This window comes from Zymobacter palmae (genome assembly GCF_003610015.1).
Lineage (GTDB): Bacteria > Pseudomonadota > Gammaproteobacteria > Pseudomonadales > Halomonadaceae > Zymobacter > Zymobacter palmae.
The window spans coordinates 1556098-1582006 of sequence record NZ_AP018933.1; the positions used below are offsets into that span (position 1 = coordinate 1556098).

The window sequence follows — 25909 nt, forward strand, 5'->3', positions numbered from 1 at the left end:
GACCCACCTTTTGAGTGGGTCTATTTTTTGTAGCTGTTCTTTCGTGCAGTGGTTTCGCACGTAGATTTCTTTACAGTAACGAGATAAAGAACGTCAAAAACGGGGTGCGACAAAATGAATAGTCAGTGGCAGATAGACTTGTTTAATGATTTACAAAGTGCGACTGATATGCAAGATGTTTTGGATGCTAGCTTAAAAATAGTTAAACCTTTAGGATTTGAATTTTGTACATTCAAAACAAAATTTGCAATGCCTTTAGTAAATAGAAAAACTTATGTTTTGGGTACTAACGAAGATAAAGTTAATCAAAAAAACAGTTCCGGTGGCTACGATAAAGCTCCAGTAACCATGCATTGCTCAAAAACAAATATTCCAGCGATATGGACTGGAAAAAATGAAGGTGCAATCTTCGAAAAAGACCCTGAGTTAGTAGAAGAATATTTTAGCTGGGGGCATAAAGGAGGATGGGCACAATCTGTAAATGAAGGTAGCGGGCAATTTAGTATGTTTATTGTAGATGGCCCAGAAATAATGGCTCAATCTTATCTTGAAAACCATGTCAACTTCAATCTAGAGTAGATTACAATTGCCGTTCATAGTGCTATAAGTAGGATAAGACAAGAAAGCAAAAATAATATACAGTTATCAGAGCGCGAAAAAGAAGTTTTAAAATGGAGTGGTGATGGTAAAACTGCTGATGAAATAGCACAAATATTAAATTTAAGTCACAGCACTATAAACTTTCATCTTAGAAAAACAATGTACAAACTCAATGCTCCAAATAAAACAAATGCAATTGTTAAAGCTATTTACCTCAATCTTCTCCATTAACCTCCATATCAATTGAGCGTCTTTATTGCAGTTTACGACCTCACCTACAGCGACGTTAGAAACGTAGCTGTAGGCATCATTTTGTACAATTTGGGTATGCGCGCTTGGTACGAATGACAGAAAAAGTGCTAACATTTTATCCATTACATCAACAGGGCCGGCAGTAAGCAAGAAAAATACCTTCAAATAAAACTAGAAGAAGTAGTTATTACAAACGTCTCAGCGTTTGGGAACGCTCATGATGACCTTCCCCTTGAGCATGTGAATTTCAACTATGGGCGCATCTCATTAACTTAAACTTAGCAAAGCCGTGCAACCGGCCAAGCTGGAGTCAATATCAGCGGTGGCTGGGATCGCGCAGCTAACAAGGCTTATGCTTCGTAAGCTGTGTTGAAGTCAACGTAAAAAATAAGAAGCCCGCCCATAGACCCACCTCATTAGTGTGTCTATTTCTTTACAGCTGCCTTTTAGTTCAGTAGCTATTCAGCTTGATTTCTTTACAGTAATGAGATAAAGAACGTCGTAAAGGGGGTGGAGAAATGAACAGCCAGTGGCAGATAGATTTATACAATGATTTAGAAAAAGCCATCACTATGCAAGATGTCCTAGACTATGCTCTCAAAACAACCAAAAAATTTGGTTTTGAAAGTGCTGGCTGGAGAACAGAAATTCCTTTACCAATGTCGAATAGAACGACATTGGCAATTAATACTATAGAAGATGATGTAGTAGAAAAACATGCAAATGGTGGCTATGACAATGCTCCAGTACCACTTCATTGTTCTCAAACGATAGAGCCTATTTATTGGCTAGGTACAATGAATGATGACATGTACTCTAAAGTACCTGATTTATGTGATGAATATTATGGATGGGGTCATTATGGAGGTTGAGCGCAATCATTTATAGAGAGCAAATCCTCATTTAGTATGCTTTGGCTAGATACGTCTGCGCCAATATCTCAAAAAGATATTGATAATGTATATTTTAAAATGCAATATATTTCCACGATTATTTTGACAAAAATAAATCAAAAAAAGCACAATGAAAATATTAAACTTTCAGAACGAGAAAAAGAAGTATTAAGGTGGTCAGGTGATGGAAAAACGGCAGACGAAATCGGAATGATACTAAATTTAAGCTGCAGTACTGTAAACTTTCATTTAAGAAATTCCATGCTTAAATTAAATGCTCCAAATAAAACCTCGGCGATTGTAAAAGCTATCTACCTTAATCTTTTACACTAAATACTCCCCTAGCCCGCTGTCAGCGGGCCTTTCTATATCAATCACATAATTTTATTATATTTATTGCTTTAGTGAATGATGCTTGACCTTGTATTTATTTTATTTTCCTATTAATGTTAAAAAACTCTATTTTGACATTCGATTCAACTGTCCTTGCCTCGGCAGCTATGCGCAGCGTGATGCATTGAGCAATACAGGCTTCCCTACAACTCAGGTAGTCATAGGCTTTGTAGTGTATAGCTTGTTCGGACGATGCCGCCAGCGCCTGCAGCTTAGGCACAGCTTCCAGTAACGCTGTCAACGGCACGGCTATCATGCATGTTGACGCCGGAAAAAAGCGCCCCCATAGCCATTCGTTAGCAGGTGACACTCGCACCCCGAACGCCCTCTCTCGGTAGGATAATGCACGGGCTTCTTTTGCATGAGCGCCCAGAAGTGCCCTCTCTTCGACTACGCCCATGACGCATGAGCGCGAAGTTCTATTGATCCCTTTTTTGCTTTGCCCACTCCGCTGGCTGACCAGTCGGCTCTGATATTGATCAAATTGATCATCCAAATACCAAGACCTGTACCGGTTGAAACAACTATGATCTTTCAGATACAGCCTAGTGCCATTGCCGTGAAGCGAACTAAAACCGCCCACACGCATTAGGTACTACGAATTTCAGCTATTACCCATTGGACAAAGCGCACCACCCATCCGTTTTATTCAACACCTCATCTTTTTTTTTAGCACACCTTTACTGATAGCCAATCCCTTGTGCAAGGCCTCTATTCTTGGGCCTATAGCACATTTCATCACATCAAAAGGCTGTCTCTCAGGCCCGAACAGTGCATGCAGGGACTGTTTTTTCACGCCATTCTGCTGTACTTTCGATGTTCTATTGAGGGCTTGCCCTGTGCAGGGCAAGCTATATCTGTTTGTTTCCAAAAGCGACGATACGCTCTTGGAAAAAACAGTATCCCTGCGGTTGTAACCTCCCGCAGAAGGAGGCAAGACCTCAGGGCAAACGTGTCATTTATGCAGTGTCTGTCTACTACTTTGCCCAGGAGATCATCTACCATGTCGTTGACACCCGTTCGTCGTGCCTTGTTGAGCGTTTCGGACAAGCAAGGGCTAGTACCGCTCGCTCAAGCGCTTATCGGACACGGAGTCGAGCTGCTGTCTACAGGCGGAACCTACCGCACGCTCAAAGAACACGGGATCGAAGTGACGGAAGTCTCCGAGCACACCGGTTTCCCAGAAATTATGGGCGGTCGCGTCAAAACCCTGCATCCTCGTATCCATGGTGGCATCTTGGGACGCCGCGGCATTGATGATGGCGTCATGAAAGCGCGAGACATTCCTCCCATCGACATGGTCGTTGTCAATCTTTACCCCTTCGAAGCCACTGTTGCTCGCCCTGACTGCTCGTTCGAAGATGCTATTGAAAATATCGATATCGGCGGCCCAGCCATGGTGCGCTCCTGCGCCAAGAATCACAGCCACACGACCATCGTCGTCGATCCAGCGGACTACTCTGCTCTGATCAATACGCTCGAACGCTACGACGGTAAGGTCGACCACGAAACGCGCTTCCGTCTCGCCTGCAAGGCCTTCGCGCATACTGCAGCCTATGACACTGCCATCGCTCACTATCTGCAGCATTGCCAGCGCGGCGATACCACGGTGACGCCAGACGAGTTCCCGACCGAATGGCAGCCGGAGCTGCATCTGCAGAGCACCCTGCGCTACGGCGAAAATCCGCACCAGCAGGCCGCGTTCTATACCGAGCCGCATCCACCAGCAGGCTGCATCTCTACAGCCAAGGCGCTGCAAGGCAAAGCTCTGTCCTACAATAATATCGCCGACACTGATGCTGCACTCGAAGCGGTCAAAGGCTTTGAAGCGCCGGCCTGTGTTATCGTCAAACATGCCAACCCATGTGGTGTCGCTACGGTCAGTGATGAAGAAGGCGGTATCCGCACAGCCTATGCCCGGGCCTTCGAAACCGACCCTGAGTCCTCCTTCGGGGGCATCATTGCTTTTAACCGTCCGCTGGATGCTGATACGGCCAGCGATATCATCGGTAAGCAGTTTGTCGAGGTCATCATCGCACCTCGCATCACACCAGAAGCTTTGGCCGTGACGCAGGCCAAGCCTAATGTTCGCGTACTCGAATGCGGTGATTTCAGCACATCGGCACAGCCGCAGTGGGACATGAAGCGCGTGACGGGCGGCCTGCTGGTCCAGACGCAAGATGCAGGTGTCGACGATGAAAGCGAGTTCCACGTCGTCACTGACCGTGCGCCGACCGAACAGGAATACCGCGATCTGCTGTTTGCTTGGCATATCGCGCATTTCGTGAAGTCCAACGCCATTGTCTATGCCCGTGACGAACGCACCATCGGTGTAGGGGCGGGTCAGATGAGCCGCGTCAACTCTGCCCGCATCGCTGCCATCAAGGCCGAGCATGCCGGTCTACAGGTTGAAGGCGCCGTTATGGCTTCTGACGCCTTCTTCCCGTTCCGCGACGGCATCGACAACGCCGCCAGTGTCGGGATCAAGGCCGTTATTCAGCCCGGCGGTTCCATCCGTGATGAAGAGGTTATCCAAGCTGCCAACGAAGCTGGCATCGCTATGATCTTCACCGGGAAGCGCCACTTCCGTCACTGATCCGTATCCCAGAAACGCAATAGCCGCGCCCTTCTCCACTGAAGGGCGCGGCTGTATTCTCCCTCAACGACAGTTATGCGTCGTTACTACAAATCCACTCACCGGTCATATTGAACCGCCCAGTACCAAGGCGACTGGCTATCACGCGTTCAAGGCGCACTGAGCGAGTGTCAGCAAACGCACTCTTGCATCGGTTATAGGCGCTGCGCCACTGATTGCTCCAAACCTCAGCGCGAGAAGGCTCCTCGGTGCCGGATCCCCTCATTTCACTGCTTTGCCAGAAGCCGCCTAGATCTTGCGCACCTACGGTATTGGCCAAGCTGACAGCGACCAGCAGAAAACCTACACTCAAGATCGTTTTTTTGACCATGTGACAATGAATAGGTGTGTTGTCGTGCATATAAGATTCCTTTTATAGTGAATGACGCACACGGAAGCGTGTGCATATGCTGTACCTTTTAAGTTAAGCACCTATTCAATAAAAGAGGGACACGGCCTATTATTTGAGTCTACAATCACCAAATATAAATACGATACGAGTTATATCCGCTTGATTGTTTTATACGTTGGCACGAAATGGCAACAACCTATTGCGACTTGATATAGCCGTTAAAAAGACCCGATATATAAAAATTAATTTCAGTGTTAATCGTGAAAGCTGCCATCTTAACATCATAAAAATAAAAATTTTATACCGCCTATATAATGGCCTTGGCCTTTGCCTTTGCCTTTGCCTTTGCCTTTGCCTTTGCCTTTGCCTTTGCCTTTGCCTTTGCCTTTGCCTTTGCCTTTGCCTTTGCCTTTGCCTTTGCCTTTGCCTTTTTTATATAGGCAGGCTTTTTATCCCTAGCTCTATTGTTAAAGCATGTTTCATAACCCCACATTGAGGGGGCTTCAAACCAAAAAATTGCGGCAAAAGCCATCTACTTTAGAAAGGGCAAAAGTAATCGCTCAGGTTATTAAACAATCTCTTGCAAGACATATTTTTTATGTGACAGTTAATGCAATTTAATACAATCAATAAAGCATCCGTATAATAACTAGCGATCAGCCAAAAAATCTATATTTCTATTTCCTAAAACAATATGAAATACATCTATCCAGGACAATAAAAAACCGCCAGACATCTACGTCAGGCGGCTTCTATTGGGTAGATAACGGATAAGCGCTATCGACAGCGACAACCTTGTTATCAGAGCAAAGCCTCTTAACGATCCACCTTGCTTTGATTCATCAGTGGCGTGTCAGTGTACGCATGGTGACGAATTCTTCGGCGCTTGTAGGATGAATGCCTATCGTGGCATCGAAATCAGCTTTGGTCAGCCCTGCCCGTACGGCAATAGCAATCCCTTGGATAAGCTCTCCTGCATCGTCCCCCACCATATGCGCGCCAACGACGCGGTCGCTGGCATCGTCGACAATCAGTTTCATCAAGCAGCGTGCGTCGCGTCCCGAAAGCGTATGCTTCATCGGGCGGAACGAGGTGCTGTAGACACGAATCGTGTCGAACTGTTCGCGAGCGCGCTCTTCGCTGACCCCAACGGTACCGATATTAGGATGACAGAACACGGCCGTCGCAACGTGGCCAGCATCGAACGGTGATGGAGTAACGTTTTCATAGTGGTAGCTGACAAAACGCATGGCATGTGCCAGAGCGACAGGGGTCAGTTCTGGCCCTTCGATAATATCGCCCAGAGCACATACCGATGGGGTAGCAGTGCGGTAGTAGTCATCGACCTTAAGTTTGCCACTATCGGTCAGCTCGACGCCGATATTATCCAGCCCCAAACCGTCGAAATGTGGCCGGCGCCCTGTTGCACACAGCACTTGATCCACCTCGATGGCATCGCCGTTATCCAACGTGACGTGCAGTGAACCGTCGGCCTGCCTGTCGATGCGGTTGATCGACGTATCGAACGTCAGTGTGACACCTTTTTTGGCCATCTCGTCGCGAGTGAACTCGCGCACTTCGTGATCGAATCCGCGCAGGAACAGCTCACCACGATAAACCAGTGTGGTATCGGCTCCCAGTCCATTGAAAATACTCGCGAACTCGACGGCGATATAGCCTCCGCCGTAGACGAGAAAGCGCTGCGGGAACTCCGGCAAGTCGAATACGGCGTTGGAGTCGATCATATGTTCACTGCCAGGAATGTCCGGGCGCCATGGCCACCCGCCCACAGCGACAAGAATCGTTTCAGCACTGTATGTCTGGCCATTCACTTCGACGTGATGATCGTCGACGATACGCGCACGCCCTTCGATTGTCGTCACGCCTGAGTTGTCCAGCAGGCGTTGGTAGATCCCGTTCAGGCGTGAAATCTCATCCTTCTTGTGATCACGCAGGGTGGCCCACGTAAAGCGTGGGGCCTGCTCTAGCGTCCAGCCGAAGCCTTCACTATCTGAAAAATCTTCATGGTAATGTGCAGCGATGCTATAAAGTTTCTTAGGAACACAGCCGACATTCACACACGTACCGCCTAAATAGCGGTCTTCGGCAACGGCAACCTTGACGCCACGTGAAGCTGCCGTACGCGCAGCGCGTACGCCGCCAGAGCCTGCTCCGATCACGAAAAGCTGATAATCGTATTCTGCCATGCTGCCGATGCTCCTTGTCAGCGGGTTGCAAATAGAGAGACGTGAATAATACTCATCCTTACAGGGAAAGTAAGCGTCACACCTTAAAAGCATACCGTACTACTAAGGTTAGATGCGTTATGCTGTACATCCACTGATTTACATTTGGAAGATGAGTCTGCCATGTGTCAAGCACACCCTGAGATCCAGGACCTGCTGGAACGCAATGTCCTCTGGTCTGATCGTATGGCTGAGCAGGACGCCGAGTTCTTTTCCCGGCTCCAGCATCAGCAATCGCCCGATTTCCTCTGGATTGGCTGCTCTGATAGCCGTGTACCTGCCAACCAGATCATTGACCTTCCCCCGGGCGAAGTGTTCGTACACCGCAATGTGGGCAATATGGTCTACCCCACTGACATCAACGCGATGTCCGTGATCCAGTACGCTGTCGAAGTCCTAAAGGTAAAACATATTCTCGTTGTCGGCCATTATGGCTGCGGCGGCGTCCAGACCGCCATGACGCCCGGCGGTACCACGGGCATGGTCGATAACTGGCTGCTGGATATCCGTGAAGAATACTCACGCCGCCGCAGCGAGCTGGCTCACCTGCCTCACGATCAGCAGGTCGATCGGATGTGCGAATTCAACGTTCGTCGTCAGGTACGCAAGTTGACCCGTGCCAATGTGATCCAGCGGGCATGGCTGAACGAGCAGGAGCTAGTCATCCATGGCTGGTGTTACAGCCTGCAGAACGGTCGAGTGACTCCGCTGGATTGCACCGTATCCGGTCTGGATCAGGTCGAGCAGCTGTATCTGGATCGTGCGGAATAAACACCGGTCACCGATAGCCGTTCACCGACAATAGAAGAAAAGGCCAGCCCGATGAGGCTGGCCTTTTTATTGGCATTGACGATACGCACTCGCTCATTCAGTGGTGCTCATAGCCAACGGGCAATGCTGGACTGCCGCACAATCTCATTTACCGTATCATTTTCATCAATCAGCGCACGCAGCATCGCAACATCTTCGGCGCAGCCAACGTGATCAGCCAGCAGCTGCTGGCACTGAGCATACAACACTGGTTCATGCGTCACGCTTGCCATGAACGCACACGCCTGCGCCATGCCGCTGGCACGGACGCGATCACCCTCTTCTTCACTTAGATGCTCTTCTTTGCTCAGAGTACGCTGAAACAGTTCTTTCAGCGCCGCCATCCGCTCGATACTGCCTTTCATCATTTCATTGCTCATTCATAGTGAAGCTCAACCGCTCCACACGCAGCATGGCGTGCAGATACCGGTCAATTTCATCAGGGATACCGCTGTAGATTGTCATAAAAATACGTCCGCACTGGTGGTACAGCTCGATATCGCATCCCCAGCCATCGGAAGCGGAGCGCTGCTCAGCTCGATAACAAGCAGCAGCGCCCTCTCTGAACGAACAGGCATAGCCAGGCATATCGATCAGCGCTTTGTCCAGCGCGGCGTAAAGCACCTCGACAGTCACGTCCAGCGGGCCTGAAATGACGTATTCGTAGGACATCCATTTCCTCGGATCAGGATCGCTACGTTATGGCGATGAAAAATGCCTCCCCAACGGCGCAGCCTTTTAAAGCGGTGCGCCTTGGAAAGGCATGAATCACGGCCAGCATAGGTTCAGAGCACGCAGCTGACGCCGGTTCCCTTCAGCCCACAATAGCCCTGTGGATTTTTGGCCAGATATTGCTGGTGATAGGTCTCAGCGTAATAGAACGGTGCCTCTGGCAGGATATCCGTGGTAATGGGTCCCTTGCCGACGGTTGCCAGTGCCGCACCGAACTGCTCGGCACTGCGCCGGATAGCCACTGCCTGTTCTTCATTGTGATAGAACAGCACGGAGCGGTACTGGGTGCCAATATCGTTGCCCTGGCGCATACCCTGCGTCGGGTCATGGTTCTCCCAGAACAGGGTCAGCAGCGTTTCCAGCGCCATAGCTCGCGGATCGAACACAATGCGCACGACCTCGGCATGCCCCGTACGCCCAGTGCACACCTCTTCGTAGGTCGGGTTGGGTGTGGTGCCACCGGCATAGCCCACGGCGGTGACGTAGACGCCCGGCTGTGTCCAAAACAGCCGTTCGGCTCCCCAGAAGCAGCCCATTCCGACCGTCAGCACCGCCATCTCGGCAGGCCACGGCGGTAACATGCTATGTCCATTGACTTGGTGCTCTGGCGCAAGGGGCAGCGGCTCGCGGCGACCTACGATGGCATCGGCTGCGGTTGGCATCTGTTGTGAACGTGACATGCGCACCTCCGTGTTCGAGTCTTCGTTCAAGCCAAGGTCATTTCTTGACTGCATCACTAGGCAATGTATCAGGGGTACGTCCTAGACTGAAGGTGTAGATCAGATCCAGTGCCTGCGATGTACCCGAGACCCCTTGCAAATACAGGTTCTGCATCAAGCGATAGCGCAGCGTCAGTTCGGCGATAGGCGAAAAGACCCCAACGCCATAGCTGACCTTCAGACGCGGCAGTACATAGCCACTGACCACGACCTTGCTGTTGTCACCCGTACCCGCGGTATCCAGCGTCAGGTCCTGAATACCAAACGTTTCACCGATTGCACCAACCGTACTGCCACTCTGGGCGATCGACAGCCCGATCAGAGCGGATGTCAGCGCGTTGTCGTTGCTGCCGGAGTCACTGGCATGGCCTTGTAGCAAATAGGACAGCGCCGACGTCTCGTTCATTGCAGGATCGGAGAACACTTGGATATTGGGCGACTGAGCCGTACCGGTCACCTTCACCCCTGCGGTCACGTTATCTTCGATACTTTCCGGATTGCGGATCGCTACGATGTCAAGACGCGGCTGAGCGGCCGGGCCAGTGAACACGATCTCGCCTTTCTGGATGATCAAGTCCTGACCGAATGCCTTATAGCGGCCATCCTTCAGCGCCACCGTGCCAAACAGCTGAATGGCATTTTGGCGCTGACGCACATCGAAAGCCCCCGTGATGTTGCTGTTGAGGCCATAGGCCGCCAAATGCACATCCTTGCCGAAGCTGACACGCACGTTGAGATTGATTGCCATACCCGCTTTCTGCAGAGCCGCAGCATCCGCCCAGCGTCGTTCACGCGACAGGTTCTGTTTTTCCAGTCCCGCACGCAGGCGATCCAAATGAGCCGCTTCGTCACGTGTCAGAATCACCTCATCACTGGAGGGCGTCTGTACGGTCGGCGGCAGCTGTGCCACTTCGATGCGCGCCCACGGTACGTCAACGTTACCTTCGATGCTGAGCAGCTCAGGGTTAGCCTTCAACTCGATATGCGGCGACACTTTCACACGCCCATAGTCCAGCGCCATGATTTCAAGCGGTGTGCCGTTGTCGCGCAGCGTCATCGCCACCTGCCACGGCGCATCGAGTGGCCATTGCGCACTGCCGTTCAGCAGCAAGCGCGAATCACCCGATGCAAGATAGCCGTCGATCTGCCCCTGCTCGCCGTGCAGATCAAGCGCGATGCGCGCGTCATCCAGCGCAATGGGCATGATGGGGCCTTTGGCTTTCACGCCCCCAAGCACCAGCTGCCCCTCCAGATGCGGATGCGCGAGCGTGCCGCCCAGCGCAATTCGGCCATTGACGGCCCCGTCCAGTGAATCGATACCGGCAATCAATGGGCGATAGGGTGACAGCAGCAGCTGTTCAACGGCGATGGATCCGGACAGCTGGCGTGCGACAAGAGGATCGCTGATACCAACGTCAAGACGCAGCTGGCCCGCATTCTTCAATACCATCTGCGTCTGCAGATGTGCCTTTTCTGGCGTCGCGTCCAGCACGAGATGCGTCGACATCGCAGGCAGGCTATAGGCTTTGCCGTCAGCATCCTTCCCGCTGACAGTCACGCCGTTAGTCAGATCACCATTGGCTGTCCAACGTGTACCACCGGCAGACCAGCGGGCATCGACACGGCCCTGCGTCGTACCACTAACGCGCCACGGGTCAGGCATGACACTGTTGAGCATCGCCATCGGCAGCCCTTCCAGCATAAGCTGGGCTTGACCATGGTCGGCGCTGGCCTGAATCACCTTGTCGGCACACAAACGCCCGCCCTGAGCACGCACCAAACAAAACGGCTGCACCGTGGCCGCGGACGCATTGAGGTCAACATCGGCGACTAGCGGACCAGTGAGTGCAACCTGTCCTACCTGTGCCGCGTCAACAGACAGCGGCGTCACGCGGGCACGATAATGATGCGTCTGGGCATTTAGACCACCCTCAAGCGCCAAACGCGCTTGGGTCACAGCAGAACCTTTTTGGCCATCCACACTGACGTTCAGGCGATGCTGGCTCAAACGCCCTTTCAGGGTCAGCGCTGCGGAACGCAGTGCCAGGGCGCCGCTTTTCACGCCCGTAGCACTCAGCGTTACATCCATATCAGGATCGTCGCTACCACTGCCACTGCCGTTCAGCGATAAATGCTGTAACTGGTGAGCCGCATAGCGCAGCTGATCACCCTGTAGATCGACGCGGCCGCGCGGCGATGTCAGTGGCCCACTCACGTCGAGCTGCCCCCGCAAACGCCCCCCTAGCCCCGGCCACAGCGATGACAGCATGGGTGCATCAATCGTCGCGTGCAGATCAGACTGCTCAGCCACAACACCATGCGCCTGCAGCTGGTTGCGTCCCTGACGCAGATTAAGGTTGCGGATCGTCCAGTGGAAGCCGCTATCCCCTTCCAGCTGACCTTCCAGAGCCAGTGGCTGTTTCATCAGACTGCCATTCAGCGCCAACTTCGGCACCTGCACATTCCAGCTGGCATCGTCGTGCTGCTGGAACTCGACATGTGTCTGACCCGACAGCAAGCCCGGTACGGTCGGTGCCAGCGCATCGACCTGTAGCTGGTCGAGGGTAACGTCAGCTTTCGCTGCCAGCCTCGGAGCCCATTGCACCTGCCCTTGGCTCTGCAGGCCGCCCTTGCTGCCAACCCCCACCTTCAATACATTCCACGCAAACTGATGGTCGTCACCTTGCCCCGCTAAATGAATTGGCATCGGTTTGAGCGTGTTACTGCGCACCGTGCCATCAACGCCCAACCGGTATCCGGTCAAATCGCCTTCGGCCAACACATTGAGTCCATCAACCCGGTATACCGCGCTAGCCTGACGCCGTTCGGTTTCACTCAGCGGCCACTGAAGCTGCGGTGATACGATGCTCGCCGAGAACGGCATCAGCTGCGACAGCAGATCGGCCTTGATGCCGACCTTCATCGGCATCTGCCCTTGTCCATCAAGCTGCAGATTCACCGCAGCAAGGGAACCACCCACGCGAAGAGAAAGTCGTTCGTCTTGCAACGGCGCATGATGTACCGTGCCGTCCAACGACACGGAGAGCGGATATTCCCCGCTCAAACGGACATCCGCTGTAGCGTCCAGCTCACCATCAGGACCGCTGTACTGCAAGCGATCAACAACCACACGGGTATCGCGCGCGTGCATGGCCAAGGCAATGCTATCAATGCGCAGCGGCGCGCCAAGTCCGTCGATATCGACACCGGCCACAGCAATGGCGGGCACGTCCACATCGACGGGGAGCGTGATATCGGGCAGTTGAATGCGCGAAGCAGGCAGATCCAACGGATGAATACTGAGAGGTGCCAGAGGATTGGTCAGCGGAGCACGTGCTGTCGGCGTGCTTGCTACCGATGCAGGTTTGTCTTCTGAAGAAGCTTCGGCCGCCGGTGCCAGCGTGACACGCGTGTCGTCTAGGTGCGTTTCGGCCAGCGTGACCAAACTGCCGTCCATGCGGACACCACTTGAAAAGTGACGCCAAGACATCGTCATGCCCGTTGCCATTTCCATCGAGACATCATCCAGCACAATCCGGCGGATTTCGACAGGAATGGGGGTCTGAATGCGCGCCAGCGGCGTTGATGAACTGCTCGTTTCCGCGGTCGTTTCAGCAGCAGGCCCCACAACAATATGGATGCCCTGACCACTCAGATCATCTAGGCACAACCGCCCTTTGAGCAAACAGTCGGTTGCCCAGCGCAGCTCCAGATGGCTGGCCTGCAACTCCGTCGTACCCAGCGGTAGGCGCAGCCCCTCCAGTACTAGGTGATCCAGCGGAGCACCTTCGACGTGGTCATAGCTGAGATAGCCGTGAGAACGCGCTTTATCAAGCAACCAGGCGGTACCCGTAGGAGACAGAATGAACCCTACCCCGAGCAGTATCAGGCCCATCAGGCCGCATAGACTCCAACCAACGATGCGAAACCCACGCATCAGAATTCGGGGCCAATGGCGAAGTGCAGACGCCACGAGTCCTCCTTGCTATCAAAGGGATGAGCGATATCCAATCGGATGGGGCCGACGATGCTCTGCCAGCGAACCCCCAGTCCAGCGGAGCGTTTCAAATCATCAGAGGTAGGGTTGGATTCCCACACGCTACCGGCATCGTAGAACGCCGCAGCCCACCAGTTACCTGCGATACGGCGCTGGTATTCCAGTGTACCAACCAGCATGTTCTGGCCACCGATCAACTCACCGGCCGCATTGCGCGGTGCCACGTCGTTATAGGAATAGCCGCGGATGCTGTTATCACCACCAGCGAAGAAGCGCAATGACGGCGGCAGGCGGTGGAAATCGTTAGTGGCCGTCGCACCGCCAATCAAGCGCCCGAAGAAGCGGTTATCGTTACCTAGGTGGGTAATCCACTGCGTGGAAGCCTCAGAACGTAGGAAGGTCACATCCGAATACAGCAAATAACGGTTGGCCCCTTCGATCTTGAGCGTCTGGCGGTTCCCCTGCATTGGGAAGCGCGCATTATCGACATCGGTGCGCGTCCATGCCATCCCCGGCATCGAAATAAAGACCGTGTCTGTATCATCCGCTTGAGTAAAGTGCTCGAAGGCAAAGGTAACGTAGAGGCGCTGCTCCCAACCGTTCTCGAACTTCCACACACGAGCGGGCGTCAAGTACTCGCGCACGCTGTTGGTGTCGTTATCATTGATGCGTTTGATGCCGTATTCGACTTCGTAGCGACCGCGTAATGGATTATCCAGCGGGATAGAATACAGCCCTGACAGAATCTGTTTCTTACCTGATAGATACAGGCTGTTGTTCCAACTGTCGCCGTTCGTATTAACCCACGGCTGGTTCCACGACAGTTTGGTGCGCGGCCCTTCATCGGTGGAGAAACCGATACTGGTCTCGAAACGATGGCGATCTGCGGGAGTGACGGTAACGTCGATATTGGCCTGACCACGATCACTGCCAGACGCTTTCGGGGCAGCAGTAGCAGAGTCCACTGCCACATCAGGCGGCACCTCGACCACATCAGCTTCAGCGGATGCCGGGGCCTGCAACTCGGGCTTGATAGCAATACTGCGGAACCAACCGGCATCACTTAACCGCTGGTTATAACGCGACAGGTCATCGGCCAGATAGTAGTCGCCGCTGTTGAAGGGACGCAGCGCATCAATCTTGTCTTGGTCAATCTGTACCCCACGGTAGCGAATATCGCCGTAGGTGTAGCGCTTGCCACTTTCGAGCACTAGCAGGATGTCCGCACGGTTTTCCCACGGACGAACCTCAATGCGACTCAGCGTGTAGTGCGCATCAAAGTAGCCCCGCTGCGCCGCTAGGGTCGACAGCGCCGTCTTAAGCGTTTCGTAGTCGTAGTGCGACAGGGCTTTGCCCTTGTCCGCTACTAACGCACTGTCATCCACCAGCTTGCTGAAGTTTTCATCCTTTTCCGCTTCGCCAAGCACTTCGATATTCAGCCCATGGATAATCACTGGATCGCCGGGCACGATCTTCAACTTGACCTTCGACCGAGTCAGCGATGTGATGGTGATCTCTGGCGAATAATAGCCATGCGCTTTTAGCGCCTTGACGACGGATGAATTAACCTGCCGTTTGAACGCTTCGGGATCGGCGTCGTCGGGAATCGTCAGCGGCTTGAGATAGTTGACGACGTTGGTCGCCGCGGGCCCGGACATACCGTCCAGGTCGACGCTCAGTGCCAGCGCATGGACCGGCCATAGCGTCCATGCTGCCAGCGCAGCCAATGCCGTACAGCGGCGCCATGCAAATGGCCTGGCATTCACCGCAGAATATTGGGGGCGAATCATGCAACGTCCCTGCAAGAAGATGAGTCGGCGTAGCCCGTGGCAGCCCGCAGGCGCCACGGCTTGAGCAATAAGCCTTGAGAGGCTCGCATACATCACGCGAAAGACACCCTTGCGCTAACGGGTATTCATCCGTCCACGACAAAGGCTTATGAGGGTTACTATAGCGGGATTATCCCTGATGTGGTGGGATGATTCTAGCCTAGCCGTCTTCATGTTGGCCGGCTGCCGCTCTCTAACCCCTTGTCCGCCCGCAGAATCGGAAACGAAGAATGCCGCCCGGGGGCGGCATTCTCACTCAGCGAGAAATTCTTAGCGTCACTCAGTCTGCATACTGTTTTAGCAGCGCACGGAATCCTTCACCGTATTTCGGGTGCTTGTGTCCGAAGGCCAGAATGGCTTCCAGATAGCCCAGCTGGTGGCCACAGTCATACGTCATGCCAGCCATGCGGTAGGCATCAACGCCTTCGCGCTGGCGCAGCGTTTCGATAGCGTCTGTCAACTGGATTTCACCGCCTGCCCCAGGCTTGGTGTCTTGCAATATCTTCAAGATCGAAGCCGGCAGAAGATAGCGACCAATGACGGCCAACGTGGAAGGTTCAGTTCCCGGCGCAGGCTTTTCGACCACACCCGCCAGCGGCGCATGCTCGCCTGCACGAGGTGCTTCGCCATCAATATCCACGATACCGTATTTGTATGCCATATCGCGCGGCACGTCTTCTACCATCAGTTGGGCGCGGCCGTGTTCATCGAACGCTTGAACCATGCGGCCTAAGTCGTTGTTGCCATCGTCGAGGGCACCCTCAACCAGTACGTCTGGCAGCAGTACTGCAAACGGCTCGTTACCGATGACAGGCTTGGCGCACAGTACGGCATGTCCCAGCCCCAGCGCTTCCGGCTGACGCACACTGATGATCGCAACATCGCTTGGCAGGATATGGCGCAACTCTTCCAGCAGCTCTGTCTTGCCTTTCGCTTCCAGCTGCGCTTCCAGCTCGAAGTGCTTGTCGAAATGGTTTTCGATGGCCGATTTATTGGAGTGCGTGACCAGGATGATCTCTTTAATGCCGGCACGAACAGCCTCTTCGACCACGTACTGGATGACGGGACGATCAACGATCGTAATCATCTCTTTTGGAATTGCCTTGGAAGCAGGCAAGCAGCGAGTCCCAAATCCGGCCACAGGCAGAACGGCTTTACGAATCATGAAGGTCCCTTTTCTTAGTATCCATATAAAGCAGCGGACATCTGACTGCCCTTTTACGCTTTATACTCAATAAATAATGGCAAGAACGCGGACTATACCGACAACCTATCCGTTGCGTCTCTATAATCATGACATTAGACGGTAAATCGTATTGGCACAACATCTGTTAAACCGCAAAAACGGCCGCGTCTCATTTGTTAACATCACTGCGCATATCGAGTACGCACTGCAGCGATCCTGTATACTTCGACACATGACCCACAGCTTTTACGTCACAAACGGCATCGTCCTCTACGCCTATCGGGCGACATTCACGTTTGCTACGCTGGGTTTGCCATCTTCATGCATATTTCGATACGGCGAGTCGTTTTTCGTGCCGTTGAGTTCTGACGCTCTTTCAGGAAGCCCTCATGTCCGAAAGCACTTTTTTCACGACGCCCAATGTCGACCCCCACGAGATCGACAAGTTTGCAGCGCTGGCCGACCGCTGGTGGAGTCGCGATGGCGAGTTCCGTCCTCTGCATGACATCAACCCTCTGCGCGTGCGTTTCATCACCGAAGGTTGCGGCAGTCTAAGCGGTCGCCGCATTCTTGATGTCGGCTGCGGCGGTGGCATTCTGAGCGAGGCCATGGCACATCAGGGCGCACATGTCACAGGTATCGATCTGGGAGAAGCCACGATCGGTGCAGCCAGAGCACATGCTGAAGGCCAGCCACTAGCGCTGGACTACCGTGTTGTCAGCGTCGAAACACTGGCCGAGGAAGCACCGGGCCAGTTCGACGTGGTGACCTGCATGGAAATGCTTGAGCACGTTCCGGATCCAGAAAGCATCGTGGCCGCTTGCGCACGACTGGTCAAACCGGACGGTCATCTCTTCTTCAGCACCCTGAACCGCCATCCCAAAGCATGGCTGTTCGGCATCGTGGCTGCGGAACGTGTGCTTAAGCTACTGCCAGCGGGCACGCACGACTACCATCGTTTCATTCGCCCAGCCGAACTGGCCTGCTGGGCGCGCCATCATCATCTTGAGGTGCAGGGGTTCAAGGGTCTGAGCTATCAGCCGCTTACCCGTCAGTACAGCTTGGGCAACGACCTGAGCATCAATTACATGATGCACTGCCGCCCGAGCATTGGCTGACGCCGACCTACCGTCCAATACGGGCGAAGCCCCGACGCCAAGGTGTGCGACGGGGCTTCGTGACAGGCGGTGCAGCCACGAATGTGGCTGCCACTTCTTGCGCCTAGCATAACGGCAGCGGAGTGAGACTACCCCGCTACTTTCTTAAGAAACGTATCGGCCAGCCCTGCGGCAGACGACTTCGGGTACTCTTTCATCACCTGCTGCAAACGCTTCTGCGCATCGTCGACACGTCCCTGACGCGCATTCACCAGCCCAAGCTTGTAAAGCGCATCGGCGCGCTTGCTGCTCTTGGGATAATCGTTGACGACGGTCAAGAACGCTTTCTCAGCCTTGTCCGCTTTACTGCCTTTCAAGTACAGCTCACCCAGCCAATATTGCGCATTGGCGCGCAGCGGATCATTGGCATACTGCGTGCTGAACGCTTCGAATGCCGCAATAGCCTGATCGTTCTGATGCGCCTGCACCAGATCGAACGCTTTTTGATAGGCCTCTTGCGCACTACCTGCTTCGGCACTGCCTTTTGCGCTGTCTGTAGCAGCATCACCCGTCGCAGGCGCAGCGGCATCGCTATTAGCCCCTGTACTATTGCCGTTCTCCAGCGCTGATAGACGCTGTTCGAGCGCATCATAACGCTGAAGCGACCGCTGCTGCTGGTCGTCCAATTGATGCTGAAGCTCTTCTAACCGCCCTTGCAACTGATCAATCGTGGTCTGCTGCGACTGCAGCTGATTGAAAAGCACCATGTTGCCAGAGGCAGCAGGCGTGTTCTGCACGGACACGTTCTGTGCCTGTGCGGGCGCACTTCCGGCATCCTGTACCGGCGCAGCCACATCATCGGCCCATACGGAAAGTGGGAGCACTAAGGCTCCCACACCGCACAGTCCTTTCCATAGAATTTTCATAGGTCCGGACTCACATTGGTTGCTGCTGATCAGTAAGCGAATTCAACGCGACGGTTCTGACCATAGCACTGTTCAGTACGTTCGCCACAGACCGGACGTTCCTGACCATAGCTGACGACTTCGATCTGACCTGCGTTGACACCCTGTACGGCCAGGTACTGACGAACGGCGTTGGCACGACGTTCACCCAGACCCAGGTTATATTCGCGCGTACCACGGGCGTCAGTGTGGCCCTGCAGAGTCACGTGAGTGCTGGTGTGTGCACGCAGGTAAGCCGCATGGTCGTTGAGGACAGATTCGAATTCAGGGCGAATGGTATCGCGGTCGAAATCGAAGTAAATGGTGTTGGTTGTCGGCATCTGGCTGCCAGCAGCAGACAGATCCTGACCGGAAACACCGTTGCCGTTCAGACCGTTGGCAGATGCGCCAGAAGAATTGGTCATGTCGGTGTTGGCACCGTTAGCGCCTGCACCGTTGTCGGGTACGGTGCTGTTGCTGGAACAGCCTGCCAGAGCGGCGATGGAAAACGCAGCAACAAGTGCTTTAGCGTAAGTGGAAACTTGCATGGTCATCTCCTTATGAGAAATACCGAAGACAGCGTTATGACTGTCGTTAGTTCACTGATCAGTCGAGAAACGGCGACCACGCCGGCTCTCGTACGTTTCCTTCCGCCGAGGGAATGGCAAAGGATGCCCGCCCGTCGGCAGATACTGCATTCAACTCGCCTCGTGCACCTTTCTGTGTGGCATATACCACGATGGTGCCATTGGGCGCAACGGCAGGCGCTTCATCCCAGACGGTATTCGTCATAACGGATAAGCGTCCTGACGCAACATCTTGACGTGCAACCTGAAAACCCTGATTGGAGCGCGTCACCAGATAGATATTACGGCCGTCAGGTGAGTAATGACCACCTGCATTGTAGCGATTGGTGAATGTCATACGCTGAGCACTACCTGTCGCAAGGTCCATGCGGTAGAGCTGAGGTTGACCACCTTTGTCGGAAGTATAGATCAGTGATTTACCGTCGGGGCTGAAATCTGGTTCGGTATTGATCGCACGATCCTGTGTCAATCGTTTCAGGTTGCGCGTCGCCAGATCCATCAGATAGATGTCTGGCGTACCATCTTTCGACAGCGCCATGGCTAGGCTGCGCCCATCCGGTGACCATGATGGAGCACCGTTGATGCCGACGAAACTGGCCAGCTTGAGGCGACGCCCGGTCGCCAGCTCCTGAACGTAGATCGCAGGACGCTTGTCTTCAAAGGAGACATACGCCAGCTTGCGCCCATCCGGTGACCATGACGGCGACAGAATTGGCTCGCTAGAGGTGAGTACCTCCTGCGGCCCATAGCCGTCTTGGTCAGAAATATAGAGACCAAAGTGCTGATTGTTGCCCAGTCCTTGAGCCGTCACGTATGCCAGCTTGGTACGGAAGGCCCCTTTGGTTCCTGTGATGCGTTCGAAAACACGGTCAGCGATGTAGTGTGCCCCTTGGCGCAGCTGCGCTTGAGTATCCGCCACAGTGACGGCCTCCGACAGCCACCGTTCATGGGTTGCCACATCGTGCAGTTCGTACTGCAGGCGATAGCCTCCTGCAACGGCTTCCGCACGCCCGATGACCAGATAGCGCGCCTTGAGCTGTTGCCAGACACCATAATCCACGGCAGACCCCACAACAGGTGCGGGCAGCAATGAAGACTCGCTTAGAGGGGCCAGCGCGCCGCTGTTGCGAAGATCTGCAGCCACGATCTGACTGACGGGCTGAGGAAGAGACGCCTGCCCTTGGAAAGGGGTCACGGCAATGGGGATGGCCTGATCGTTGGCGTGCGTGATCTGGATCGTCAGCGCCGCCTGCGATGGTGCCGACAGACACATAGCAACCAGCGAGCCAACGGCCGCCGCCAGCAACCGTTTCATTCCCTTTCTCCCACGAAGTGTGGCTGCCACTGAGCTGGGCTCAGAAGGCGCCACACCAAAACTATTCGATATCATGCCTGATGCACTCCTTTGCCTCGACTGATGATAGTGTGCCTCACCACGTTTTGTACAAATCCTTGCTCAGAAAGTGCCAACGAACACTTATTGCCCTTTGGCATCCGGCTTGAATTCCAGCGTAAGCTGTTGAAACTGTTTTTGAACCGCAGCAGGCTGCTGTGCCAGCTCAGAGAACGGCGCAGCCTGATGTACAGCCTGTATCGCATTGCGGTCGAACGTTTCGTTGCCACTGCTGCGCGACACACTGACATCTTTCAGCTCACCCGTCGACGGCACCAATTTGATGGAAAGCTGTACGGTTAGTCCAGCGGGCTCGTTAGGCAAGTGGTACCAGTTCTGCTCGACCGCTTTATGGATCAACGCCTGCATACCGTTTACGGCCTGGGCCGCTTGCTGGGCATTTTGACGCGTCTTCTGCTCTTGGCCTACGCCATCATCCGTAGCTGCAGCGGCAGCGGCCGCCTCGGCAAATTTCTTACGTCGAGCAGCATCGGCCTTGGCTTTTTCCTGCGCCGCCTTCTCAGCTTTCGCTTTAGCGTCAGCATCCGCTTTGGCTTTTTCCTGCGCCGCTTTGTCAGCTTTCGCCTTAGCGTCAGCATCTGCTTTGGCTTTTTCCTGCGCCGCTTTGTCAGCTTTCGCTTTAGCGTCAGCATCCGCTTTGGCTTTTTCCTGCGCCGCTTTGTCAGCTTTCGCCTTAGCGTCAGCATCCGCTTTGGCTTTTTCCTGCGCCGCCTTCTCAGCCTGAGCTTTAGCCTCAGTATCGGCTTTAGCTTTTTCCTGCGCCGCCTTCTCAGCCTGGGCTTTAGCCTCAGCATCGGCTTTAGCTTTTTCCTGCGCCGCTTTGTCAGCCTGAGCTTTAACCTCAGCATCGGCTTTGGCTTTTTCCTGTGTCGCTTTTTCAGCCTCAACGTTTACTTCAGGCTGGGCCACGGCAGGGACTTCTGGCACATCATTCTCCTCTGCCGCTTTGGGGGCAGGAGACGGTGTTTCCTTGCGTGCATTGGGTGCCGCCTGTGAAGCAGGCGCACTCCGATCGGGCTGCGGCACACCGCTATCGACGCCCACCAGCGTAGCCTGTACTAGCGGCTGCGGTGGCTCAGCATCCGATGGAAAATTCCAGTGAACGGCCAGTGCGGTGAAAAGAGCACCGTGCAGTCCCAGCGCCAACAGAATCGGCACGCCCAGTCCTGAGCGGCCTGTAGAACGTCTGTCCTTCATTTCCGAGTCCTTCGTACACGGCCTGTCATCCATTCGATAGCCCCTACAATAGCCGCATTCCTGACTGCAGATCGACTACAGCCATAAAAATCGTAGCGCATACAACGGACTCGTGACATGGCAGCGATAGGTATCATGGTAGTCGTGCAGAGCATAGCCGCACCAGCCCAGCATATGTGAAATAATGAAGAACGCAAAACGCATTTCATCCTAAATTGCTGTTAATCATGCGCTTTCAGAAGGCTTTCTGAAAAGACAGTTGTCTCAATGTGACCATATTGTGAGAAATCGCTCGCAAAAATAGCCTGTCTAGCGCGGTGAGAAACAAAGAGAAGCCGACATCATAATGACCGAAGAGGTTCGCTGTGACGCTAAGGTGCATGGTCAAAGAATAATAGCGATAGCCCAGACCTCATACTGGTATCGTGCGTCCCAGAGCACAACAGCATGCATACCCATGCGAACATCACTCACCATTCCAGCACACGCACTACCTCAAGGCTCCCGCCCACACTAGACATGCCTTTGATTGGCGATAGACACAAATGTTCATTACCCACAACACGGGAAAATGCTTAACACTTCTGCTGCGGGTGCTGCGGGTGCTGCGGGTGCTGCGGGTGCTGCGGGTGCTGCGGGTGCTGCGGGTGCTGCGGGTGCTGCGGGTGCTGCGGGTGCTGCGGGTGCTGCGGGTGCTGCGGGTGCTGCGGGTGCTGCGGGTGCTGCGGGTGCTGCGGGTGCTGCGGGTGCTGCGGGTGCTGCGGGTGCTGCGGGCACGATGATAGCCTTCAAAGGAAGGCGCAAGGTATTTTATCATCATACAATAATAAGCAGGCAGCCCCATTTATAACATTAAATTGTAATCACATCACAACACCTTCCCCCCTATTATTTTCATATCTATTCACTTTCCATTGATATCAAAACAACACCAACTTTTATCTAATAATCATAATCATTTGCCGCAATATAGGTTTTATAACTTATTTACCCTTATATTTTCTCATGTACGGAATTATCGCGGGGTATGGGTATGGGTATGGGTATGGGTATGGGTATGGGTATGGGTATGGGTATGGGTATGGGTATGGGTATGGGTATGGGTATGGGTATGGGTATGGGTATGGGTATGGGTATGGGTAATATTTAATTCATCATTGATAAAACACAAACGTCAGTCATGACAAATTAAAACCGCCACTGCATCTCGGTTATATGCCATTGTCATGGTGCAAAATATACGACGAGACAGTCCTCCACATGGGTAATATTAACGATTCCCAGCAGCATTATTACCACTATAAAAAGCCATTATTGTCGTAGTATTAAAAGGCGTTCCATTATTCCACTACCAATTTTAAAATACAGAACGCCAATTAGAGAGTCATTCTCAGAAAAATAACAATAAGAGAGATTAGTCAGCAGAAAAGGTACAGTTCACGCCCCCTTCAGGGCAGTTCTGCATCGCATCAAGCGCAACCGTTCGCTGACGGGAAGCCCCCGCGAGACAGTCGGTATAACTCATGGCATAGAGGGAGCCACCACGACCGGCATAGGACTGAAACTGGCAGTCGGCTTCTTGATACTCACGCCAGCGCTGCTGGGCCGTTTCAAGCAACTGGCGCTGGGCTACATCAGAGGTATGCTTCAGCACCGCTGAATAGGAAGCGCTCAAGGTGCTTTCTGCTTGACGGTAGTCGGCATAGGCACAGGCATTCATTTCAGCCTGAGTTTGAGCATCACCGCACTCGAGCGCTTCAACCAGGTGCAGCGGCATGAGAATCAGCAGTGCAACAGCAAGTGCTTTCATTGGAAACACCTTCCACACGGTTCGCGCAACGCCACTCAACCGTCAACAGGCGATAAGAATGACTACTGCCACCTTACTACCGACACTGCCAGACGATGTCAACTACAGCAGAACGCTATGCGGAAGGGGCAACGGCCGCCTGAAAGTGGTCGGGAAGCCGCATGGGGCGCTGGGTGTCCGCGCTAATGCAGGCAACATGCACCTGCCCTTCGCACAGGCATTCGCCGTCTTTTAGCACTCGCTGCGTGAAGGTAATGCGCGTGCGCTGACAGGCCGTAACGGAGGTTTCGACTACTAGCGGGTCATCAAGCATGGCCGGTCGCAAATAGCGACATTCCAGTCGACTAACGACCAGCTGTACCCCTTGTGCCAAAAGCTCACCCTGCTGAAGATTCAGATCCCGCAACCATTCCGTACGCCCACGTTCCATAAAGCGTAGGTAGTTGGCATAGAACACTATACCGCCCGCATCGGTATCTTCGATGTACACACGGATCGGGCATTCGTTAACATGGCTCATCCGCCGTCCCCCTATTCTGACGCGTCGCAGTCGGTCGGGTCGATTCCGAAGTGAAGATAGGCCTGCCGCGTGACCATGCGGCCTCGAGCCGTTCTCAAGATGAAGCCTTGCTGGATCAGATAAGGCTCAAGCACATCTTCAATGGTATCGCGCTCTTCGCTGATCGCGGCAGCCAAGCTATCGACCCCGACTGGCCCACCCTCAAACTTGTCGATCATGGTCATCAGCAACCGACGATCCATATGATCTAACCCGTGACGATCCACATGCAGCATATTCAGCGCCTGATCGGCAATGTCGGCGTTGAGGCGCCCATCACTGCGTACTTCCGTGAAGTCGCGTACGCGACGCAGCAGGCGATTGGCGATACGGGGGGTGCCGCGCGCACGGCGTGCAATTTCAGCGGCGCCTTCCTCATCGGCATCAACGCCAAGCAAACGTGCAGAGCGCGATACGATATGGGTTAGATCCGCAACGTTATAGAATTCCAGCCGCTGTACAATGCCGAAGCGATCGCGCAGTGGCGATGTTAGCAGACCAGCACGGGTCGTCGCGCCAACCAGCGTAAACTTGGGCAGGTCGATCTTGATTGAGCGCGCAGCGGGCCCTTCTCCAATCATGATATCGAGTTGGTAGTCTTCCATCGCCGGATACAGTACTTCTTCGACGGCGGAAGACAGGCGATGGATCTCATCAATGAACAGTACATCGCCCGGCTCCAGGCTGGTCAGCATGGCCGCCAGATCGCCGGCCTTTTCGAGCACCGGCCCGGACGTCGACTTGATATCGACGCCCATCTCTTCAGCGATGATGTTAGCTAGCGTGGTCTTGCCTAAGCCTGGAGGACCAAAGATCAAGGTGTGATCCAGACTGTCACCTCGACGGCGTGCGGCCTGAATGAAGATATCAAGCTGCTCGCGCACGCGCGGCTGGCCGACATAGTCGCTGAGCTGGCGCGGGCGAATGGCATGATCAAGCCGCCCTTCTCGAGGCAGCTCGTCAGCGGCGATTAGTCGATCGGACTCAATCATGAGCGCGTCCCTCTAGGCGTGCTGCCCGAGATTTTACGCGTCAGCGCCTGCTTGATCAGTGCCTCGGTGGAATCCGCCGCATCCAGCCCATTCAGCATTCGCGCTGCTTCGGTAGGCTTATACCCTAATGCGATCAGCGCCGCCTCGGCATCGGCATAGTGATCGGAAGCCACATCCGGGGGCGCAGCATCTTCATCAAGCGCCGCCAACATGTCTCCTCCCTGCGGCACCCCCATCTTGAGCTCAGGCCACTTTTCAAGGCGATCACGCATTTCAATGATCAGACGCTCGGCAGTCTTTTTGCCGACACCCGGCAATTGGGTCAATGCTTTGGTGTCGCTATCCAGCAGACAGCGCACCAGCTGGGCACGGTCCATCCCCGACAAAATCGCCAGTGCCATGCGTGGCCCTACGCCGGAAATTTTGATCAGTTCACGGAAAAGGCGTCGTTCGGTGTCATTGCTAAAGCCGTACAGCAGCTGCGCATCTTCGCGCACCACCATATGAGTGAACAGTACCGCGGTTTCTCCCAGCACAGGCAGCGCCAGAATGGTATTGATCGGCGCTTCGACTTCATACCCTACGCCCTGTACATCAATCACTACCAGCGGAGGCTGCTTTTCGATCAGAATGCCACGGAGCCGACCTATCATGAGCGTCCTCGT

Annotated in this window: 27 protein-coding genes; 9 read left to right on the forward strand and 18 right to left on the reverse strand. The window is 53.9% G+C overall.

Going from position 1 to position 25909, the window contains the following annotated elements:
* The first annotated feature begins 114 nt into the window (after positions 1–114).
* The 5 genes from ZBT109_RS06980 (at position 115) to ZBT109_RS06995 (ending at position 2078) form a co-directional block, all read left to right on the forward strand.
* Entirely contained in the window at positions 115–579 is a 465-nt protein-coding gene (locus ZBT109_RS06980; protein ID WP_027705777.1) for an autoinducer binding domain-containing protein, read from the forward strand.
* 57 nt (positions 580–636) lie between these two features.
* Positions 637–831 (forward strand): LuxR C-terminal-related transcriptional regulator, encoded by a 195-nt coding sequence (locus ZBT109_RS14210; RefSeq protein WP_408646091.1) that lies wholly within the window; start codon positions 637–639, stop codon positions 829–831.
* A 147-nt stretch (positions 832–978) separates the two neighbouring features.
* Positions 979–1128, forward strand: coding sequence for a type VI secretion system tube protein Hcp (locus ZBT109_RS14215; RefSeq protein ID WP_408646092.1), 150 nt, complete (start codon positions 979–981; stop codon positions 1126–1128).
* Positions 1129–1370: 242 nt separating this feature from the next.
* Entirely contained in the window at positions 1371–1724 is a 354-nt protein-coding gene (locus ZBT109_RS13590; RefSeq protein WP_145984497.1) for an autoinducer binding domain-containing protein, read from the forward strand.
* A 36-nt stretch (positions 1725–1760) separates the two neighbouring features.
* Complete coding sequence (locus ZBT109_RS06995) at positions 1761–2078, forward strand: LuxR C-terminal-related transcriptional regulator (RefSeq protein WP_084261875.1); 318 nt, start codon at positions 1761–1763, stop codon at positions 2076–2078.
* A gap of 94 nt (positions 2079–2172) precedes the next feature.
* On the opposite strand, the gene ZBT109_RS07000 is transcribed toward ZBT109_RS06995, so the two are convergent.
* The gene (locus ZBT109_RS07000; protein ID WP_145984498.1) at positions 2173–2634 is read right to left on the reverse strand and encodes a hypothetical protein; all 462 of its coding nucleotides are present in this window, start codon (positions 2632–2634) and stop codon (positions 2173–2175) included.
* A gap of 507 nt (positions 2635–3141) precedes the next feature.
* On the opposite strand from ZBT109_RS07000, the gene purH reads away from it, so the two are divergent.
* Complete coding sequence (purH, locus tag ZBT109_RS07005) at positions 3142–4734, forward strand: bifunctional phosphoribosylaminoimidazolecarboxamide formyltransferase/IMP cyclohydrolase (RefSeq protein WP_027705780.1); 1593 nt, start codon at positions 3142–3144, stop codon at positions 4732–4734.
* Between the two features lie 73 nt (positions 4735–4807).
* Here purH and ZBT109_RS07010 read toward each other — a convergent pair whose 3' ends face one another.
* From ZBT109_RS07010 to gorA, 3 genes are all read right to left on the reverse strand, one after another.
* The gene (locus ZBT109_RS07010; protein WP_038278931.1) at positions 4808–5134 is read right to left on the reverse strand and encodes a hypothetical protein; all 327 of its coding nucleotides are present in this window, start codon (positions 5132–5134) and stop codon (positions 4808–4810) included.
* A 298-nt stretch (positions 5135–5432) separates the two neighbouring features.
* Positions 5433–5657: a hypothetical protein gene (locus tag ZBT109_RS13925; protein ID WP_179949534.1), complete on the reverse strand. Its 225-nt coding sequence runs from the start codon at positions 5655–5657 to the stop codon at positions 5433–5435.
* A gap of 310 nt (positions 5658–5967) precedes the next feature.
* Positions 5968–7332 carry a glutathione-disulfide reductase gene (gene gorA, locus ZBT109_RS07020; protein ID WP_027705783.1) on the reverse strand — a complete coding sequence of 455 codons (1365 nt, stop codon included), beginning with the start codon at positions 7330–7332 and terminating at the stop codon, positions 5968–5970.
* A 162-nt stretch (positions 7333–7494) separates the two neighbouring features.
* Here gorA and ZBT109_RS07025 point away from each other — a divergent pair, with 162 nt between their 5' ends.
* Positions 7495–8142, forward strand: a complete 648-nt coding sequence (locus tag ZBT109_RS07025; protein ID WP_027705784.1) for a carbonic anhydrase — start codon at positions 7495–7497, stop codon at positions 8140–8142.
* Positions 8143–8249: 107 nt separating this feature from the next.
* Here the strand turns inward: ZBT109_RS07025 and ZBT109_RS07030 are convergent, their stop codons facing one another.
* The 6 genes from ZBT109_RS07030 to galU form a co-directional block, all read right to left on the reverse strand.
* The gene (locus tag ZBT109_RS07030) at positions 8250–8549 is read right to left on the reverse strand and encodes a hypothetical protein (protein ID WP_027705785.1); all 300 of its coding nucleotides are present in this window, start codon (positions 8547–8549) and stop codon (positions 8250–8252) included.
* Position 8550: 1 nt separating this feature from the next.
* Entirely contained in the window at positions 8551–8853 is a 303-nt protein-coding gene (locus ZBT109_RS07035; protein ID WP_027705786.1) for a hypothetical protein, read from the reverse strand.
* Positions 8854–8966: 113 nt separating this feature from the next.
* A complete protein-coding gene (gene msrA / locus ZBT109_RS07040; RefSeq protein ID WP_027705787.1) occupies positions 8967–9593 on the reverse strand; it encodes a peptide-methionine (S)-S-oxide reductase MsrA in 627 nt (208 codons plus the stop codon).
* 37 nt (positions 9594–9630) lie between these two features.
* Positions 9631–13605 carry an autotransporter assembly complex protein TamB gene (gene tamB / locus ZBT109_RS07045; protein WP_051524056.1) on the reverse strand — a complete coding sequence of 1325 codons (3975 nt, stop codon included), beginning with the start codon at positions 13603–13605 and terminating at the stop codon, positions 9631–9633.
* Positions 13569–15419: an autotransporter assembly complex protein TamA gene (gene tamA, locus ZBT109_RS07050; protein ID WP_051524059.1), complete on the reverse strand. Its 1851-nt coding sequence runs from the start codon at positions 15417–15419 to the stop codon at positions 13569–13571. The genes tamB and tamA overlap by 37 nt, the downstream gene beginning before the upstream one ends.
* Before the next feature lie 319 nt (positions 15420–15738).
* A complete protein-coding gene (galU, locus tag ZBT109_RS07055) occupies positions 15739–16623 on the reverse strand; it encodes a UTP--glucose-1-phosphate uridylyltransferase GalU (protein ID WP_027705790.1) in 885 nt (294 codons plus the stop codon).
* Between the two features lie 410 nt (positions 16624–17033).
* Between galU and ubiG the strand changes: the two genes are divergently transcribed.
* Positions 17034–17762 (forward strand): bifunctional 2-polyprenyl-6-hydroxyphenol methylase/3-demethylubiquinol 3-O-methyltransferase UbiG, encoded by a 729-nt coding sequence (ubiG, locus tag ZBT109_RS07060; RefSeq protein WP_027705791.1) that lies wholly within the window; start codon positions 17034–17036, stop codon positions 17760–17762.
* 128 nt (positions 17763–17890) lie between these two features.
* Here the strand turns inward: ubiG and ybgF are convergent, their stop codons facing one another.
* The 4 genes from ybgF to tolA all read right to left on the reverse strand — a co-directional run bounded on the left by ybgF (position 17891) and on the right by tolA (position 21883).
* Positions 17891–18667 (reverse strand): tol-pal system protein YbgF, encoded by a 777-nt coding sequence (gene ybgF, locus ZBT109_RS07065; RefSeq protein WP_027705792.1) that lies wholly within the window; start codon positions 18665–18667, stop codon positions 17891–17893.
* A 29-nt stretch (positions 18668–18696) separates the two neighbouring features.
* Positions 18697–19233: a peptidoglycan-associated lipoprotein Pal gene (pal, locus tag ZBT109_RS07070; protein ID WP_027705793.1), complete on the reverse strand. Its 537-nt coding sequence runs from the start codon at positions 19231–19233 to the stop codon at positions 18697–18699.
* 58 nt (positions 19234–19291) lie between these two features.
* Positions 19292–20587: a Tol-Pal system beta propeller repeat protein TolB gene (gene tolB / locus ZBT109_RS07075; RefSeq protein ID WP_027705794.1), complete on the reverse strand. Its 1296-nt coding sequence runs from the start codon at positions 20585–20587 to the stop codon at positions 19292–19294.
* A gap of 162 nt (positions 20588–20749) precedes the next feature.
* On the reverse strand, positions 20750–21883 hold the full coding sequence (gene tolA, locus ZBT109_RS07080; RefSeq protein ID WP_051524062.1) for a cell envelope integrity protein TolA: 1134 nt from the start codon (positions 21881–21883) through the stop codon (positions 20750–20752).
* A gap of 545 nt (positions 21884–22428) precedes the next feature.
* On the opposite strand from tolA, the gene ZBT109_RS13820 reads away from it, so the two are divergent.
* Positions 22429–22665, forward strand: a complete 237-nt coding sequence (locus tag ZBT109_RS13820; protein ID WP_232012822.1) for a hypothetical protein — start codon at positions 22429–22431, stop codon at positions 22663–22665.
* Positions 22666–23297: 632 nt separating this feature from the next.
* On the opposite strand, the gene ZBT109_RS07090 is transcribed toward ZBT109_RS13820, so the two are convergent.
* From ZBT109_RS07090 to ruvA, 4 genes are all read right to left on the reverse strand, one after another.
* A complete protein-coding gene (locus tag ZBT109_RS07090) occupies positions 23298–23693 on the reverse strand; it encodes a lysozyme inhibitor LprI family protein (protein ID WP_051524064.1) in 396 nt (131 codons plus the stop codon).
* A gap of 115 nt (positions 23694–23808) precedes the next feature.
* Positions 23809–24213, reverse strand: coding sequence for a tol-pal system-associated acyl-CoA thioesterase (ybgC, locus tag ZBT109_RS07095; protein WP_027705796.1), 405 nt, complete (start codon positions 24211–24213; stop codon positions 23809–23811).
* A gap of 11 nt (positions 24214–24224) precedes the next feature.
* A complete protein-coding gene (gene ruvB / locus ZBT109_RS07100; protein WP_027705797.1) occupies positions 24225–25244 on the reverse strand; it encodes a Holliday junction branch migration DNA helicase RuvB in 1020 nt (339 codons plus the stop codon).
* Positions 25241–25897 carry a Holliday junction branch migration protein RuvA gene (gene ruvA / locus ZBT109_RS07105; RefSeq protein ID WP_027705798.1) on the reverse strand — a complete coding sequence of 219 codons (657 nt, stop codon included), beginning with the start codon at positions 25895–25897 and terminating at the stop codon, positions 25241–25243. The genes ruvB and ruvA overlap by 4 nt, the downstream gene beginning before the upstream one ends.
* Between the last annotated feature and the right edge of the window lie 12 nt (positions 25898–25909).